Here is a 16,317-nt window from a genome sequence, read left to right as displayed (position 1 = left end):
GCGCGGCGGAGCCGCTTGCGGCTTTCTCTCCGCACAACGCTCACGGAAACGCAACCGTTCCCCCCACCACTGTGCCAGCTCGCGGCGATTTCGGCGCGGCCCGCCGGACAAGGTCCGGCACGACCCGTTTCGTTCCAGGGGGCGATCCGTCACAAAACGCACATTGGCGGACGCTGCCTGCACGTGCGAGCCCGGTTCGCGTATGGTCACGCTCACCTACTCCCGGCCGACCGTGGTGCATCCGTGATCCGATTCGACAACGTCTCCAAGACCTACCCGAAGCAGACCCGACCGGCTCTGCGCGATGTCTCGTTGGACATCGAGAAGGGTGAGTTCGTCTTCCTGGTGGGGTCCTCCGGCTCCGGCAAGTCGACCTTCATGCGACTGATCCTGCGCGAGGAGCGCGCCAGCACGGGCATGGTCCATGTGCTCGGCAAGGATCTCGCGCGGCTGTCCAACTGGAAGGTGCCGCAGATGCGCCGCCAGCTGGGGACGGTCTTCCAGGACTTCCGCCTGCTGCCCAACAAGACGGTCGCGGAGAACGTGGCCTTCGCGCAGGAGGTCATCGGAAAGCCCCGCGGTGAGATCCGCAAGGCCGTGCCCCAGGTCCTCGACCTCGTCGGCCTCGGCGGCAAGGAGGAGCGGATGCCCGGCGAGCTCTCCGGTGGTGAGCAGCAGCGCGTGGCCATCGCGCGCGCCTTCGTGAACCGCCCCATGCTGCTGATCGCCGACGAGCCGACCGGCAACCTCGACCCGCAGACCTCGGTGGGCATCATGAAGCTGCTGGACCGGATCAACCGGACCGGCACCACCGTGATCATGGCGACCCACGACCAGAACATCGTCGACCAGATGCGCAAGCGCGTCATCGAGCTCGAGCAGGGCCGTCTCGTACGCGACCAGGCACGCGGCGTCTACGGCTACCAGCACTGAACGAGGGGCTCCGGCCCCTCGAGCATTTCGAGCATCGAGTACTGAAAGGACGCCATGCGCGCCCAGTTCGTCCTGTCGGAGATCGGCGTCGGTCTCCGCCGCAACCTCACGATGACCTTCGCCGTCGTGGTCTCCGTCGCCCTCTCGCTCGCCCTGTTCGGTGGCGCGCTGCTGATGCGCGAACAGGTCAGCACGATGAAGGACTTCTGGTACGACAAGGTCAACGTCTCGATCTTCCTCTGCAACAAGAACGACGCCAAGGAGACGCCCAAGTGCGCCAAGGGGGCTGTCACCAAGGAGCAGAAGGACCTGATCAAGACTGATCTGGAGAAGATGGACGCCGTCGACACGGTCCACTTCGAGACGGTCGACGAGGCGTACAAGCACTACCAGGAGCAGTTCGGCGACTCCCCGATGGCGGGCAACATCACGCCCGACCAGATGCAGGAGTCGTTCCGCGTGAAACTGGACGACCCCCAGAAGTACAAGGTCGTCGCCACGGCCTTCGCGGGGCGGGACGGGGTGCAGTCCGTCCAGGACCAGCGCTCCATCCTGGACCAACTCTTCGAGCTGATGAACGGGATGAACCTCGTCGCGGTCTACGTGATGATCCTCATGCTGGTCATCGCGCTGATCCTGATCGTCAACACCGTGCGCGTCTCCGCGTTCAGCCGGCGACGGGAGACGGGCATCATGCGCCTGGTGGGAGCCTCCGGCTTCTACATCCAGGCCCCCTTCATCATGGAGGCGGCCGTCGCCGGCCTGATCGGCGGCGTGCTGGCCTGCGCCATGCTGCTCGGCGGCCGTTACTTCCTGATCGACGCCGGTCTGGCGCTCCAGGACAAGCTGCTCGTGATCAACTTCATCGGCTGGGACGCGGTCCTCACCAAGCTCCCGCTGGTGCTCGCGATCGGTCTGCTGATGCCCGCCGTCGCCGCTCTGTTCGCGCTGCGCAAGTACCTGAAGGTGTGACATGTGCCCCCTGGGGCGCACGGGCAAGTGTCCGTGCGCCCCAGGGGGCTTGTCCTAGACTCGGCGTCATGTCGGGTTGTTCGCACCGCTTCCGGCCCCGCGGCCTCTGCCGCGGGGCGGTCCTGACATTGGCCTTCGGGTGTGCGCTCGCCACCGGGGCCGCGACCGGTTCGCTGCCGCGGGAGTCCGATTCCGGGGCCGGGCCGCAGACGCGTGCCGTCTCCTCCACCGTGGCCCCGGTCGACCGGCAGGAGATCGAGGACGCGGCGGCCGAGGCCGAGGCGGACGGGAAGTCCGCGAAGGACGCCGCCGAGGAGGTCGTCAGCCGCAGCGGCGACCGCTGGGGCGCGGTCTACGACGAGCGGGAGTACGAGGAGTTCGAGCAGGCGCTGGACGGCTCCTACACCGGCGTCGGGCTCTCCGCCCGGCGCACCGGCCGCGGCGACGTCACCGTGTCCCGGGTGCAGGCCGGCGGTCCCGCCGACCGGGCCGGTATCCGCGCCGGGGACCGGCTGCGCACCCTGGACGGCCGCGCGGTCGGCAAGCGTCCCGTCGCGGAGGTCGTGGCGCTGCTGCGCGGCGACGGTACGGGGGCGGCCGAGGGCAGCCGGGTGGAGCTCGGCCTGGTCCGGGACGGCCGCGGCTGGACCGAGACCCTCCGGCGGGCCCGGCTGACCACGGAGGCGGTCACCGTGCGGCGGCTGGAGGCCGGGCCGTCGCCGGCGGTCCTGGTCAAGGTCGCCGCCTTCACCAAGGGGGCCGGGGCCGATGTCCGGGAGGCGGTCCGTGACGCTCCCGACGGGGCCGGGATACTCCTCGACCTGCGCGCCAACTCCGGCGGACTCGTCACCGAGGCCGTCGTCGCCGCCTCCGCCTTCCTGGACGGCGGCCTGGTCGCCACGTACGACGTGCGCGGGGAGCAGCAGGCCCTGTACGCGGATCCGGGCGGCGACACGGACCGGCCGGTCGTCGTCCTGGTCGACGGCGGCACGATGAGCGCCGCCGAGCTGCTGACCGGTGCGCTCCAGGACCGGGGCCGCGCGGTCACCGTGGGTTCGCCCACCTTCGGCAAGGGCTCCGTGCAGATGCCCAGCGAGCTTCCGGGGGGTTCGGTGGCCGAGCTGACCGTCGGCCACTACCGCACGCCGGCCGGCCGGAGCGTGGACGGCAGGGGCATCACGCCCGACGTCGTGGCCGGCGAGAGGGCCCAGCAGCGGGCCGAGACGGTATTGAGTGGCCTCGGGGGTGGGTCGTAGTGCGAAAATGACCGCACTATGGCCAAGGAAAAAGACACCGGGCGCAAGATGATCGCGCAGAACAAGAAGGCGCGGCACGACTACACGATCCTCGACACCTACGAGTGCGGCCTCGTGCTCATGGGCACGGAGGTCAAGTCCCTGCGCATGGGGCGGGCCTCCCTGGTCGACGGCTTCGTCCAGATCGACGACCACGAGGCATGGCTCCACAACATCCACGTACCCGAGTACGTCCAGGGCACCTGGACCAACCACGCGGCCAAGCGGAAGCGGAAGCTGCTGCTGCACCGGGCCGAGATCGACAAGCTGGAGTCGAAGTCGCAGGAGACGGGCCACACGATCGTGCCGCTCGCGCTGTACTTCAAGGACGGCCGGGTCAAGGTCGAGATCGCGCTCGCGAAGGGCAAGAAGGAGTACGACAAGCGGCAGACGCTCCGCGAGAAGCAGGACACGCGGGAGACGAACCGCGCCATCGCGGCGGCCCGCCGGCGGCAGCGCAGCGCCTGAGGACCCCCGCACGGGGAATACGCTGGCATCGCCCGGCGTTGGTCACGTACGATGGGCCGTGCACCTCAGCGAAGGTGCGCGTTTTGAAAAATCAACATGGGGATGATCGGTTTCGACAGCGGATGTCGAAGCAGGGGAAGCGAGTCGAGGAAGCGGCAATGATCTCGTAAACCATATGTCGCAAACAATAATCGCCAATTCCAAGCGCGATTCCTCCGCCTTCGCCCTCGCTGCCTAATTAGCAGCTAGCGAAGACTCTGCGGAGTGTCAGCCCGGGGGTGATCCCGACCCGGATCCTGGCATCAACTAGGGATCTAAACTTCTCGGCCCGGCCACGGGGCCGAGAAGGAAATCAAACAGTGGCTGGGCCTGTCGGAGGCTTGTTCGCGTGACCTCCGGGGCCGAGAAAAGCGTAGCGAACTGCACTCGGAGAAGCCCTGGTTCCGCACCGTTGGACGCGGGTTCGATTCCCGCCATCTCCACCACCCCATGTAAGCCTCCGCCCCGCGAGTTCACTCGCGGGGCGGAGGCTTTTTCCGTGTGTCCGGTGCCCGGTGATCCCCGAGGGGTGCCCCGGGACAGCCCTCAGCGCGCGTGGTTCCACGCCGCCCAGAGCCGGGCGTACGGGCCGTGGGCCGTCGCCAGCTCCGTGTGCGTACCGGATTCGACGATCCGCCCGGCGTCCATGACCACGATCCGGTCGGCGCGGGCGGCCTGGCTCAGGCGGTGGGCGATGACCACCCCCGTACGGCCTGTGAGGGCGGCCGTCGCGGCGTTCTCCAGCAGGTCCGCGTCGCTCGTCCCGGCCTCCGCCGTCGCCTCGTCCAGCAGGGCGACGCCCGGGTCCACGAGGGCGAGCCGGAGCAGGGCGAGGTGCTGGGCGCGGGCGGCGGGAAGGGCGTGGCCGCCCGCGCCGACCCGGGTGCCGAGGCCCTCGGGGAGCGCGTCGAGCCATGGTGTCGCGCCCAGGCGGTCGGCGCTCGCGCGGATCCCGGCGTCGGTCGCGCCGGGGGCGAAGAGGCGGAGGTCCTCCGCGACCGTCCCGTCGAAGACATGGACCTCCTGGCTGACCAGGACGACCCGGCGGCGCAGGACGTCCGCCGGGAGAGCGGTCAGCGGGGCGCCGTCCAGCAGGACCCGGCCGGAGTCGGGGGGCAGGACCCCGGCGAGGATCTTGGCGAGGGTGGTCTTGCCCGCCCCGCTCGCCCCCACGACCGCGACGGTCTCGCCCGGTTCCACGGTGAGGGAGACCGTGTCGAGCGCCCTGCGGCCGACGGCGTAGCCGTACGAGACGCGGTCCAGGACGATCCGGCCGGGCGCGGTCGGCGCCCGCGGCGCGGGCGGGCTCCCGCCGGGCGGGGGCGCCGGCAGCGAGAGGACGCCCACCAGCCGGGCCAGTCCGGCGCCCGCGTTCTGGAGTTCGTCGACGTTGGAGAGCAGGACGCCGATGGGGTCGAACAGCCGGTGGAAGTAGAGCGCGGCCGCGGTGGCCGCGCCCAGGGTCGCCGTGCCCGCGCCGACCAGGTGGTAGCCGGCGGCCAGGACGGCGGCGAGGCCGATGAACTCCGCGAGGTTGAGGAGCCCGTAGAACGTGGTGCGCAGCCGCACGGCCCGCAGTTCGAAGCCGATGGCGTGCTCGGAGGAGGCGGCGACCGCGGCCGTGTGGTGGTCCTGGGCGCGCAGGGCGGCCACGGTGTCCGCGCCGGTCAGGCTCTCGACGATGCGCTGGCCGCGCGCCGCCTCGGCCTGCCGGGCCGCCCGGTAGACGGGTCCGGAGCGGGCGAGGAACCGGCGCAGCGCGAGGTACTGGACCGGGGTCGCGGCCAGGACCGCGAGCGCGAACCGTACGTCGATGACGCCGATGCCGATGAGCGTCAGGGCGATGGTGAACAGGGCCGACACGGTGGCGGGGAGGATCTTCCCGATCACCGTGTTGACGGCCTCGGCGTCGCCCGCGACCCGGGAGACCAGGTCGCCGCTGCCCGCCTGCTCCAGTACGGAGGACGGCTGGGCGACCGCCGTGGCGAAGACGTCCTCGCGGAGGCCGGCCAGGGTGTCCTGCGCGGTCCGGGCCAGCAGCAGCTGTCCCCACCAGCCGAGCGCGACCCCCGCAGCGGTGGCGGCGACGATGGCAGCGGCGGGCCGCAGCAGGTCCGACCAGGGGCGGCCCCGGGCGACGGCGTCGACCATCGTGCCCAGCAGGGCGGGTACGGCGAGGGCGGAGGCCGTCGCGGCGAGCAGCACCAGGACCGTGCCGGCCAGCCGGAGGCGGTGGCGGGCGAGCAGCCGCAGCGTCGCGCGGGCGGTGTCCCGGGGGGAGGCGACGGGGAGCGTGGCGGGGCCGCCCGCGCCGTGGTTCGCGGGGGGCTTCGGCGGCGTACGGGTCATCGGGCGGCTCTCGTCGGCGTGGCGGGTCCGGGCGCCCGTGTCGCGGGGCGCCCCGGCACGGTGGTGTCCGGGGGACTGGTGGTTCCGGGCGGCGTGGTGGGGTCCGGGGCCTGGGCCGTGGCGGTGGGTTCCGGCGGTGGGGCGGTCAGGTCGTGGACCCGGTGGCAGGCGTTGAGCAGGGTCGGGCCGGTGGTGATCAGGACGATGGTCCGGCCGCTCGCGCGCAGGGCCCGCGCGATGCGGTCCTCGGTGACGCTGTCCACCGACGTGGTCGGCTCGTGCAGCACCAGCACCGGTTGCGGCTGGTGCAACGCCCGTGCCAGGAGCAGTCGTTGGCGCTGTCCGCCGGAGAGGAGGCGGCCCTGCTCGCCGACCTGGGAGGCGAGCCCCCCGGGGAGGTGGGTGAGGACGTCGTCGAGGCCGGACGCGGCGGTGGCCTCGGCGCTCACCCCGTCCGCCGCCAGGTTCTCCGCGACGGTGCCGGTGAAGACGGACGCGTCGTGCGGGGGCGCGTAGACCGTCCGGCGCGCCTCGTGGGGGGAGAGCGCGGCGGCGTCCCTCCCCGCCAGCACATAGCTTCCCGGTTCGGGCGCCGTGCGGCAGGCGGCGAGCGCCGCCAGTTCCTCGGCGGTCCTTCCGGCGGCCCGGACGCCGGTCAGCTCGCCCGGCCGGGCGGTGATCGTCACCGACCCGTGGCGGAGGGAGAACAGGGGCTGTGCGCAGGAGGGCCGGCGCGCTTCCGGTTCCGGCCGGTGCGCCACCCGGTGGGGCTCGGCCAGCAGCTCCGCCAGCCGGCGGGCCGAGCCCCGCTTGGCGGCGAGGGACGCGGCGAAGAAGCCGAGCGTCCCCATCGGGCCCGAGACGACCTGCGCGAGCCCGATCGCCGCGACGAACTCGCCGACGCTCAGGTGTCCTTCGAGCGCGTGCCAGGCGGCCAGCAGCGCGATTCCGGCGAGGAAGACGCCGGAGACGGCCGAGTTCAGGGCGGTCAGCCCGGCCAGCGAACGCACCCGGCGCAGGGCCGCCGCCATCGAGTCCCGGCTCGCCCGCCGGTAGCGCCGCGCGGCCGTGCCCTCCGCGCCGAAGCCCTTGAGGACCCGGATCCCGGCCGTGAAGTCCGTGGCGAGGGCTCCGGCCCGGGCGGCCTCGCGCTGTTCGGCGTACACGCGCCGGTCCAGCGGGCCGCTCAGCAGGTGGAGCACGACGAGTTGTACGGCGGTCGCCGCGAGGACGGCGGCGGCCAGTTGCCAGGAGATCAGCAGCAGGGAGACGGCCGCGGTGAGCAGCCCGGCGAGCGCCGCGCCCTGTTCGGCGATCAGCCAGGCGACCCCGGCGACCCCGGAGGCGTCGGAGGTGGCGATGGTGAGCACCTCGCCGGGCGGCCGTCGGGCGGCCATGCCCCGGGGGTGCAGCGCCCGGCCCGTCGCCAGCAGGCGCAGCTCGTGCTCCCCGTGGGCGTACACGCCGGTGGTGAGCCGGGAGCCGGTGCGCCAGCAGAGGATCAGGGCCGCGAACAGGGCGGCCAGCGCGCCGAGCAGGCCCAGCAGCGCCCCCGGGTCTCCCCGGCCGATCGCCCGGTCGATGACCAGGCCGAGCAGGACCGGGACGAGGGCCTCCGCCACCTGGTGGCCGGCGAAACCGGCCCCGGCCGCGGCGAGTCGGGCCCCCCGTCCCGAGCCGGTGGTGGCCAGGCGCACCAGGGCGGCGGGGGAGGGGGGATCGGGGGCGCCGGGGCGCGGGGTGCGGTCGGGAGCGGTCACCGCCTCACGCTAGGAACGGACCCCCGCTGACCACAAGCAGGTATCGTGACACGTCATGACGGTAAGACGACAGGTGTTTCGATGACCGCCGAGGGCTCGGCCGTGCGGCTCTGGGGCGCCCCGACCCTGGAGCGGGACGAGTGGACCGCCTCCGTGGAGACGGACGAGCCCAAGGTCGAGGAGCGGTGGCTGCTGACCACGGGGACCTTTCCCACGCCCGAGCCGATGGAGTGGGCGACGACCGCGCACCGGGAGCACGAGCTGCTCTGGTCCACCACGGGCAATGTCACCGTGGAGGCCGCCGGTCATCTGTGGATGGTGCCGCCGAGCCTCGGCATCTGGCTGCCGGCCGGCACCCCGCACCGGGTCCGGGCGAGCGCGGGCGCGGTCACGTACGCCACGTTCCTCAGTCCGGAGCTGGTGGCCGTCGACTGGGCCGGGGTGGTGGGCATCCCGATGATCCGGCTGCTGCGGGAGCTCCTGCTGCACAACCAGAACGAGGAGATGTCCACCGAGGCGCGGCTGCGGCTCCAGCGGGTCGGGGTGGACCTGATCCGGCCGGTCCGGACCGTCTCGCTCGATATTCCGCTGCCGAAGACACCGGAGCTGCTCACGATCGCGGAGCGGATCATCGCGGATCCGGCCGACGACCGGACGACGGAGGAGTGGGCGCGGATGATCGGGCTGAGCGGCCGGACGCTGATGCGCTGGTTCCAGCGGGACACCGGGGTGAGCCTGACGCAGTGGCGCATTCTCGTCCGTGTCCGCTCGGCGTTGATCGACATTGCCGCGGGCAAGCCGGTCGTGGCCGTCTCGCGGCGGCTCGGCTATGCCAACCCCAGTACCTTCATCGATCTCTTCCGGCAGGTCACCGGCCATACGCCCGCCGCGTACTTCCGGTCGGTGAACGGGGTGGCCGAGTCGGGTCTGTGAAGCGGCGCGTGTCGTGAAACCGGAACAGCGTGTCGCCATACCCTCATGCGAACTGAGGTAACTTCCTTAGGTAAGCCTGCCCTAACCAGTCTGTTCCGGCCATCTCCCGGCCGCCGGACAGGGGTTCCTGAAGGAGTCCGATGACACGCCCCCGTACCTCCGCCGCCGCCCAGCCGTCCCGGAGGCGTCTGCTCGCCGTGGCCGCCGCGAGCCTCGTCGCCGTACTGGGCGCCAGCTCCTGCTCCGCGAGCGGCGACGGAGCCAAGGAGGCGGCAGCGGGCAAGGGGTCCGCCACCCGCACGGTCACCGACATCGCGGGCGAGGTCGAGGTGCCCGCCGAGCCGAAGCGGATCGTCTCCGTCGACTTCTACTCGCCCGCGACCCTCGTCGACCTGGGCGTGAAGCCCGTCGGCGTCGTCGAGGGCTTCGACAGCGACGACCCCGACCTGCGGCCCAAGCGCTACCACGACGCCCTCAAGGGCACCCCCACCATCGGGATGTACTACGAGCTCAACATCGAGGCCGTCGCCCAGCAGAACCCCGACCTGATCTTCGCCGAGACGCGCTTCCTGCGTAAGGGCGAACTCAAGCGGCTCCAGGGCATCGCCCCCGTCGTCCAGCTCGACGCGGCGGGCGTCGGCGCGTGGAAGGAGCGGACCCTGATGATCGGGGCCGCCATCGGCAAGTCCGCCGAGATCGAGAAGCAGGCCGCCGTCTTCGAGAAGCGGGCCGACGAGCTGAAGAAGAAGTACGCGGACGTCCTGGCGGAGAACAGGATCGCGGTCTTCGCCTACGGCCAGGACAAGACGACCTGGGGCACCTACCCCGCCGGACACTTCTACGTGCCGGTCTGGGACGCGGTGGGCGCGAAGTTCCGCCCCTTCACCGAGGGCGAGCACAAGGGGCAGGAGGGCGCCGTCAGCGAGTGGCTCTCGCTGGAGCAGATCGGCAAGCTCGACAACGCCGACATCCTCCTCTACGCCTACGGGGCGAAGGACTTCGTCGACGAGACGCTCGCCGGCAACACCGTGTGGAAGAACCTCCCCGCCGTGAAGAACGGCATGGTCTTCCGCAACATCCCGGCCTCCGTCGTCTCCTCCTTCGCATGGGGCACCGAAAGCCTGGACGCGCTGGACGGCGTCCTCGCGCAGATCGACGCGAAGGCCCGCTCATGACCGCCGCCGCCCCCGTGGTCGCCGAGGTCACCCGCACGGTCCCCCTCTCGCCCGGCATGGTCCGCCTGACCCTCCACAGCGAGAGCCTCCGCGCCTACCCCTCCACCCGGATCGGCGACGAGTACGTCCGGGTCCACTTCCCGCCCGAGGGCGGCGAACCGGTCCTGCCCGAGGTCGGCGAGGACGGCGACTGGCACTACCCCGACGGGCAGTACCCGCACATCCAGCCCTACACCCTGCGCCGCTTCGACCCGGAGGCCGCCGAGGTCGACATCGACTTCGTGCTCCACGGACACGGCCGCGCCGGAAGCTGGGCGGCGGCTGCCGCCCCCGGCGACCGGATCCTCTTCGGCCCGCCGCGCTCCCTGTACGAGGCCCCGGGCGACGCCGCCCGGCAGGTCTTCGTCACCGACGCCACCGGCCTGCCCGCCCTCGGCCGCCTCCTGGAACAGCTCGACCCGGCCACCCACGCCGTCGCCGTCGTCGAGATCGCCGACGCCTCCCACCGCATCGAACTCACCAGCCCCGCCCGCCTGGACGTGCGCTGGGTGGCCGGCCGGGGCAACGGCGTCGCACCCAGCGCCGTCACCGAGATCCTGCGCGGCCTCGACCTCACGCCCGGCACCTACGTCTGGGTGGCCGGCGAGTCCGGCGAACTGCGCGGGGCCCGCCGCTATCTGCGCCACGAGCTGAAGCACCCCGCCGCCTGGTACAAGGTCATCGGCTACTGGCGCCACCAGCAGGAGGAGTGGCTGGAGAAGTACCGGGCGATCGACGCCGCGGACCTGGCCGAGCTGAACGGGCTGTGGGACCGCACCGAGGACGAGGAACTGCGCCGGGACCTCTACGAGGCGGGGCTGGAGCGGCTCGGGCTATGACGACCACCGCCGCCGCCCCGGTCGCCGTACGGGCCGGGGCCGCCGGGCGCGAGGCGCGCCCCGGGCTCGTCCGCACCAACGCCGGGCGGGCCCTCGGGCTGCTCCTCGCGCTCGCCGTCCTCGTCCTGGTCCTCGCCGCGAGCCTGACCGTCGGCGCCAGATCCGTGCCCCTGCCCGACGTCTGGGGTGCGCTGACCGCGCCCGACGGCTCCGAGCACGCCTTCATCGTGCGCGAACTGCGGGTGCCGCGCGCACTCCTGGCGCTCACCGCCGGAGCGGCCCTCGGGGTCTCCGGCGCGCTCATCCAGGCGCTGACCCGCAACCCGCTGGCCGACCCCGGGATCCTCGGGGTCAACGCCGGCGCCGGGTTCGCCGTGACGGTCGGGGTCGGCTTCCTCGGCCTCTCCTCCATCACCGCCTACCTGTGGCTCTCGTTCGCCGGGGCGATGGTCGTCACCGCCCTCGTGTACGTCATCGGCTCGGCCGGACAGGGCGGCGGCACCCCGATCCGGCTGACCCTGGTCGGCGTCGCCATCGGCGCGGTCCTCGCCGGGATCTCCTCGGCGATCACCCTGCTGAACCCGGACGCCTTCGTGAAGCTGGCGGGCTGGTCGGCGGGTTCGCTCGCCGGGCGGGACTGGCACATCCTGTTCACCGTCCTCCCCTTCATCGGGGCGGGGCTGCTGTGCGCCCTGCTCGTGGCCCGCCCGCTCAACGCGGTCGCGCTCGGCGACGACCTCGCGCGGTCCCTCGGCGCGGACATCGTCCGCACCCGGCTGCTGGTGATCGTCTCCGTGACCCTGCTCGCCGGGGCCGCCACCGCCGCCGCCGGGCCGATCGGGTTCGTCGGGCTGATGGTCCCGCACGTGGCCCGCTGGTTCATCGGCCCCGACCAGCGCTGGATCATCCCGTACACCGCCGTCTGCTCGCCCCTGCTGCTGATCGTCGCCGACGTCATCGGCCGGGTCGTGCTGTCCCCGCAGGAACTCCAGGCGGGCATCGTCACCGCCTTCATCGGCGCGCCCGTCCTGATCCTGCTCGTCCGCCGCAAGAAGGTGAGCGGCCTGTGAGCCCGACCCCCGCACCCGTGCGCCCGCACCCCGCGACCGTCGACTTCGGGCGGCCCACCCTGGTCACCCGCGGCCCCCGCTGGTCGCTGCGCCTGGACGTGCGTACGGCCGTCAGCTGCGCGGTGTTCCTGCTGCTCACCCTCGCCGTCGTGGTGGTCACGCTGGCCCACGGGACGTACGAGATCCCGCTCCCCGACGTCGTACGGGCGCTGTACGGGGAAGGCCCGGCGGGTACCCGTACGGTCGTCGTCGAATGGCGGCTGCCCCGGGCCCTGCTCGCGGTGCTGCTCGGCGCCGCCCTCGCGGTCTCCGGGGCGATCTTCCAGTCGGTCACCCGCAATCCGCTGGGCTCGCCCGACATCATCGGCTTCTCCTCCGGCTCGTACACCGGGGCGCTCGTCGTGATGCTGCTGACCGGCGGCGGCTACTACCAGGTGGCCGCCGGATCGCTCGCGGGCGGCATCCTCACCGCGTTCGTCGTCTTCGTGCTCGCCTACCGCCGGGGCGCCGCCCAGGGGTTCCGGCTGATCATCGTCGGCATCGCGATCTCCGCCATGCTCGGGGCGTTCAACACCTGGCTGGTGCTCCGGGCGGACATCGAGGACGCGATGCTCTCCGCGGTCTGGGGCGCGGGCTCCCTCAACAGCCTGGGCTACGACCAGCTCTGGCCCGTCCTCGCCCTCCTCGCCCTGCTGATCCCGCCCGCCCTGGCCTGCGGTCCGGCCCTGCGCCGGCTGGAGCTCGGCGACGACGCGGCCGCCGCGCTCGGCACCCGTACGGAGACGGTGCGGCTCGTCCTCGTGGTGCTCGGCGTCGCGCTGATCGCCCTGGTCACCGCCGCGGCCGGGCCGATCGCCTTCATCGCCCTGGCCGCCCCGCAGATCGCCCGCCGGATCACCCGCTCCGCCTCGGTGGCCCTGCTGCCCTCGGCGGTGCTCGGCGGGTTCCTGCTGGCACTCGCCGATCTGGCGGGTCAGCGGCTGTTCGCCCCCGTCCAGCTGCCGGTCGGGATCGTGACCGTGTCGATCGGCGGCCTGTACCTGGTCTGGCTGCTCGTCAGGGAAGCCCGCCGCACATGACCACCCCCTTCGGAACCCCGCAGAAGGACCTCCCCGCCATGACCAAGCCCGACGCCCGCCTGCGGGCCGACGACATCACCATCGGCTACGACCGCCGCACCATCTCGCGGAACCTCTCCGTGGAGATACCGGACGGCTCCTTCACCGTGATCGTCGGCCCGAACGCCTGCGGCAAGTCGACGCTCCTGCGCGGCCTGTCGAAGCTGCTGCGCCCCAGCACCGGTCAGGTGGTCCTGGACGGCCGGGCGATCACCTCGTACAAGTCCAAGGAGGTGGCCCGCCGGCTGGGGCTGCTGCCGCAGACCTCGCTCGCCCCCGACGGCATCACCGTCGCCGACCTGATCGCGCGTGGCCGCCACCCGCACCAGAAGCTGATCAAGCAGTGGTCGAGGGAGGACGAGGAGGCGGTGCTCCGGGCGATGGAGGAGACCAGCGTCACCGCACTCTCGGCCCGGCCGGTCGACGAGCTGTCCGGCGGGCAGCGCCAGCGGGTCTGGGTGGCGATGGTGCTGGCCCAGGAGACCCCGCTGCTGCTGCTCGACGAACCGACGACCTTCCTCGACATCGCCCACCAGATCGAGCTGCTGGAGCTGTTCCAGCGGCTCAACCGGGAGGGCCGCACGCTCGTCGCCGTCCTGCACGACCTGAACCAGGCCGCCCGCTACGGCACCCACGTCATCGCGATGAAGGACGGGGCCGTCGTCGCGGAGGGGCCGCCCGCCGGCCTGATCACCGAGGAGCTGGTCGAGGACGTCTTCGCACTGCCCTGCCGGATCATCGAGGACCCCGTCTCGCACAGCCCCCTCGTCATCCCGCTCGGCTCGCTCGGCTCGCCGCCGCCCCCGCACGCGGCGCCGTCCCCTTCCTCGACCCCGTCCACGTCCCCGCTCCCGCGATGACCAGGGCGAGGGCCGCCGCGGACATCGGGGCCGCGTAGCCGGTGGCCGTGCCCGCGTGCTCCACCAGCCAGCCGCCGGCCGCCGCCCCCGCCGCGATCCCGCCCAGCAGCGCGGTCACCGCGAGCGTCATGCCCTCGTTCAACTGCTCCGGGCGCGTGGACCGCTGGACCAGCGTCATGCCCGTGACCATCGTCGGCGCGGTCGCCGCCCCCGCGAGGAGCAGACAGAACGCCAGGACCGGCAGGGCGGCCGAGCCGGCGGCGGCCAGCAGCGGCAGGGACATCAGCGCCGTCATCCCGGCCAGGCACAGCAGCAGCCTGCGGCGGACGTTCCGGGCGGGCCGCAGCGAGCCGTACACCAGGCCCGCCGCGCACGAACCGGCGGCCTGGAGCGCCAGGATCGCGCCCCCGGCGTGCGCGATGGAGACCACCTCCAGCGCCCCGAACACCGCCCCCGTGGCGAGGAAGACCGCCAGCAGCGCGGGCACCCCCGGTGTGCGCAGGGGCGAGGCCGCGGCCTCCGTACGCGGGGTGACGGGCGGCTCCGTGGCACGCTGGGCCGCGAAGATCAGGACACCGGTCATCAGGAGCACCGCCCCCACCAGGGTGCCCGCCTCCGGGAACAGGGCCCCGCAGAGGGTCGCGGCCAGCACCGGGCCCAGCATGAAGCACAGCTCGTCGGCGGCCTGTTCGAAGGAGTTCGCGGTGTGCAGGGCCGCCGGGTCGCCCCGGTGCAGATGCGCCCAGCGGGCCCGCGACATCCCGCCGGTGTTCGGGGTCGTCGCCGTCGCGGCGTACGCGGCGAACAGCGTCCAGGCCGGGGCGTCGTAGTGCACGCAGAGCACCAGGGCCAGCGACCCCAGCACGGCGAGCGCGGTGGCCGGCACGGCGATCCGCGCCTGTCCGTAGCGGTCCACCAGCCGGGCGGTGAAGGGCGCGACGACCGCCGTCGCGGCCAGCCCGGTCGCGGTGACGGCCCCGGCGAGGGCGTACGAGCCCCGGGACCCGGCGATCATGATGACCGCGCTGACGCTGAACATCCCCATCGGCAGCCGGGCGATCAGGTTGCCCGCCGTGAACGCCCGCGCCCCGGGCGTCGCCAGCAGCCGGAGGTACGGATTCGACGACGGCCGCGACCGCCGGCGCCCGGCGCTCGCCGGCGCGGAGCGTGGGGCGGCGACCAACTGGCCGCCGGCGACGGCGAGCAGGGGAGTGGCCGGCGGTGCGGCGGCCCGGTCCGGGCGGGCGGCGGGGACGGGCCGGGACCCTACGGCCCGGCGGTGCGGGGAGGCGGAATCGGGCAGGACGGAGCCCTGGTGGGGAGAGGAAGCGGGAGGGGGAGCGGACCCGGGGCGGGGAGCGGACTCCTGGTGGGCGGCGGGGGATATCGGCATACGACCAGGCTGACCGCGCCCCGCCGCCCGGGTCCAACACCTACTCCGCACCGATTCACGCACCCGTGTTGTGAATGGCGTCCCGCGCTGTAGATTCGCGCTGTGCCTCCCGCCGACATCGACCCCCGTCTCCTGCGCGCCTTCCTCGCCGTCGCCGACGAACTGCACTTCACCCGGGCCGCCGCCCGCCTCTTCGTCGCACAGCAGGCGCTGAGCCGGGACGTCCGGCGGCTGGAGCGCGAGCTCCGCGCCGAGCTGTTCGTCCGCACGACCCGGCAGGTCGCGCTCACCCCGGACGGCGAACGCCTGCTGCCGCACGCCCGCCGGGTGCTCGACGCGCACGCCGAACTGGCCGGGGCGTTCAGCGGTGCGCCCGCCCGGCCGCTGCTCGTCGACCTGAACAGCGACGGGGCGACCGCCGCCCGGGTGCTGGCGCGCGCCCGCGAACTGCTGCCGGAGTGCGAGCTGATGGCCCGCTTCGAGTCCGGTCTGACCTGGGCCGCCGGCGAGATCCTGGCCGGCCGGCTCGACGCCTCCTTCGGCCGGGTCGCCGGTCTTGCCCCCGCGGTGCGCGCGGGACTCTCCGTGCACCCGGTGCGGTACGAGCCGATGGCCCTGATGCTGCCCCTCGCCCATCCCCTCGCGGACCGGCAGGAGGTCGCCCTGGCCGAGCTGGCCGGGGAGACCGTCTACGCGGGGGCCGGCAACGAGCGGACCCGGGAGTGGACGGACCTCGCCGCACAGCTGTTCGCCGAATGGGGCATCACCATGGCCCCGTCCGTACCGCTGGCCGTGGGCGTGGCCGAATTTCAGCGGGTCATGTCGAAGGGAGGCCACCCCGTGCTCGCCGTCGTCGACTTCCCGGCCATGCCCGGCACGGTGCTGCGTCCGCTCGTCGACCCGATTCCGCTTTCGCCGCTGGCGCTGGTCTGGCGCAAGGGTCTGAACCATCCTGGCGTGGACGCCCTGCGCAACGCTACTGACCAGTTGGCTCTTGCCGAAGGGTGGATGGTTCCGCCGGCCGGATCCTGGCTCCCCGCGAGCGATCGGTCACTGATGCGCAACCGTTCCTGA

At 72.9% G+C, this 16,317-nt stretch carries 14 protein-coding genes and 1 other RNA gene; 12 read left to right on the top strand and 3 right to left on the bottom strand.

Annotated features, from left to right (window positions below; genetic code table 11):
* The first annotated feature begins 243 nt into the window (after positions 1-243).
* The 5 genes from ftsE to ssrA all read left to right on the top strand — a co-directional run bounded on the left by ftsE (position 244) and on the right by ssrA (position 4,153).
* Positions 244-933: a cell division ATP-binding protein FtsE gene (gene ftsE, locus DTB53_RS13725; protein ID WP_003968787.1), complete on the top strand. Its 690-nt coding sequence runs from the start codon at positions 244-246 to the stop codon at positions 931-933.
* Between the two features lie 54 nt (positions 934-987).
* Complete coding sequence (gene ftsX, locus DTB53_RS13720) at positions 988-1,905, top strand: permease-like cell division protein FtsX (RefSeq protein WP_003968788.1); 918 nt, start codon at positions 988-990, stop codon at positions 1,903-1,905.
* 68 nt (positions 1,906-1,973) lie between these two features.
* The gene (locus DTB53_RS13715) at positions 1,974-3,161 is read left to right on the top strand and encodes a S41 family peptidase (RefSeq protein WP_012380692.1); all 1,188 of its coding nucleotides are present in this window, start codon (positions 1,974-1,976) and stop codon (positions 3,159-3,161) included.
* Positions 3,162-3,179: 18 nt separating this feature from the next.
* Complete coding sequence (gene smpB, locus DTB53_RS13710; RefSeq protein ID WP_003968790.1) at positions 3,180-3,668, top strand: SsrA-binding protein SmpB; 489 nt, start codon at positions 3,180-3,182, stop codon at positions 3,666-3,668.
* Positions 3,669-3,766: 98 nt separating this feature from the next.
* Positions 3,767-4,153, top strand: a transfer-messenger RNA (tmRNA) gene (ssrA, locus tag DTB53_RS13705).
* A gap of 100 nt (positions 4,154-4,253) precedes the next feature.
* On the opposite strand, the gene DTB53_RS13700 is transcribed toward ssrA, so the two are convergent.
* The gene (locus DTB53_RS13700; RefSeq protein ID WP_012380693.1) at positions 4,254-6,056 is read right to left on the bottom strand and encodes an ABC transporter ATP-binding protein; all 1,803 of its coding nucleotides are present in this window, start codon (positions 6,054-6,056) and stop codon (positions 4,254-4,256) included.
* A complete protein-coding gene (locus DTB53_RS13695) occupies positions 6,053-7,816 on the bottom strand; it encodes an ABC transporter transmembrane domain-containing protein (RefSeq protein WP_042497050.1) in 1,764 nt (587 codons plus the stop codon). The genes DTB53_RS13700 and DTB53_RS13695 overlap by 4 nt, the downstream gene beginning before the upstream one ends.
* A gap of 81 nt (positions 7,817-7,897) precedes the next feature.
* On the opposite strand from DTB53_RS13695, the gene DTB53_RS13690 reads away from it, so the two are divergent.
* From DTB53_RS13690 to DTB53_RS13665, 6 genes are all read left to right on the top strand, one after another.
* Positions 7,898-8,749 (top strand): helix-turn-helix domain-containing protein, encoded by an 852-nt coding sequence (locus tag DTB53_RS13690; protein WP_012380695.1) that lies wholly within the window; start codon positions 7,898-7,900, stop codon positions 8,747-8,749.
* Between the two features lie 140 nt (positions 8,750-8,889).
* Positions 8,890-9,924 (top strand): ABC transporter substrate-binding protein, encoded by a 1,035-nt coding sequence (locus DTB53_RS13685; protein WP_012380696.1) that lies wholly within the window; start codon positions 8,890-8,892, stop codon positions 9,922-9,924.
* A complete protein-coding gene (locus tag DTB53_RS13680; protein WP_012380697.1) occupies positions 9,921-10,802 on the top strand; it encodes a siderophore-interacting protein in 882 nt (293 codons plus the stop codon). The genes DTB53_RS13685 and DTB53_RS13680 overlap by 4 nt, the downstream gene beginning before the upstream one ends.
* A complete protein-coding gene (locus DTB53_RS13675) occupies positions 10,799-11,872 on the top strand; it encodes an iron chelate uptake ABC transporter family permease subunit (RefSeq protein WP_003968796.1) in 1,074 nt (357 codons plus the stop codon). The genes DTB53_RS13680 and DTB53_RS13675 overlap by 4 nt, the downstream gene beginning before the upstream one ends.
* The gene (locus DTB53_RS13670; RefSeq protein ID WP_012380698.1) at positions 11,869-12,951 is read left to right on the top strand and encodes a FecCD family ABC transporter permease; all 1,083 of its coding nucleotides are present in this window, start codon (positions 11,869-11,871) and stop codon (positions 12,949-12,951) included. Before DTB53_RS13675 ends, DTB53_RS13670 begins: the two co-directional genes overlap by 4 nt.
* Positions 12,948-13,850: an ABC transporter ATP-binding protein gene (locus DTB53_RS13665; protein WP_012380699.1), complete on the top strand. Its 903-nt coding sequence runs from the start codon at positions 12,948-12,950 to the stop codon at positions 13,848-13,850. The genes DTB53_RS13670 and DTB53_RS13665 overlap by 4 nt, the downstream gene beginning before the upstream one ends.
* On the opposite strand, the gene DTB53_RS13660 is transcribed toward DTB53_RS13665, so the two are convergent.
* Complete coding sequence (locus DTB53_RS13660) at positions 13,759-15,243, bottom strand: MFS transporter (RefSeq protein ID WP_236586250.1); 1,485 nt, start codon at positions 15,241-15,243, stop codon at positions 13,759-13,761. The two genes, DTB53_RS13665 and DTB53_RS13660, sit on opposite strands and share 92 nt — an antisense overlap.
* Before the next feature lie 102 nt (positions 15,244-15,345).
* On the opposite strand from DTB53_RS13660, the gene DTB53_RS13655 reads away from it, so the two are divergent.
* Entirely contained in the window at positions 15,346-16,317 is a 972-nt protein-coding gene (locus DTB53_RS13655; RefSeq protein ID WP_012380701.1) for a LysR family transcriptional regulator, read from the top strand.

It is taken from the genome of Streptomyces griseus (genome assembly GCF_900460065.1).
In the GTDB taxonomy this organism is placed as follows: domain Bacteria; phylum Actinomycetota; class Actinomycetes; order Streptomycetales; family Streptomycetaceae; genus Streptomyces; species Streptomyces griseus.
This window is presented reverse-complemented; position numbering and strand designations above follow the sequence as displayed.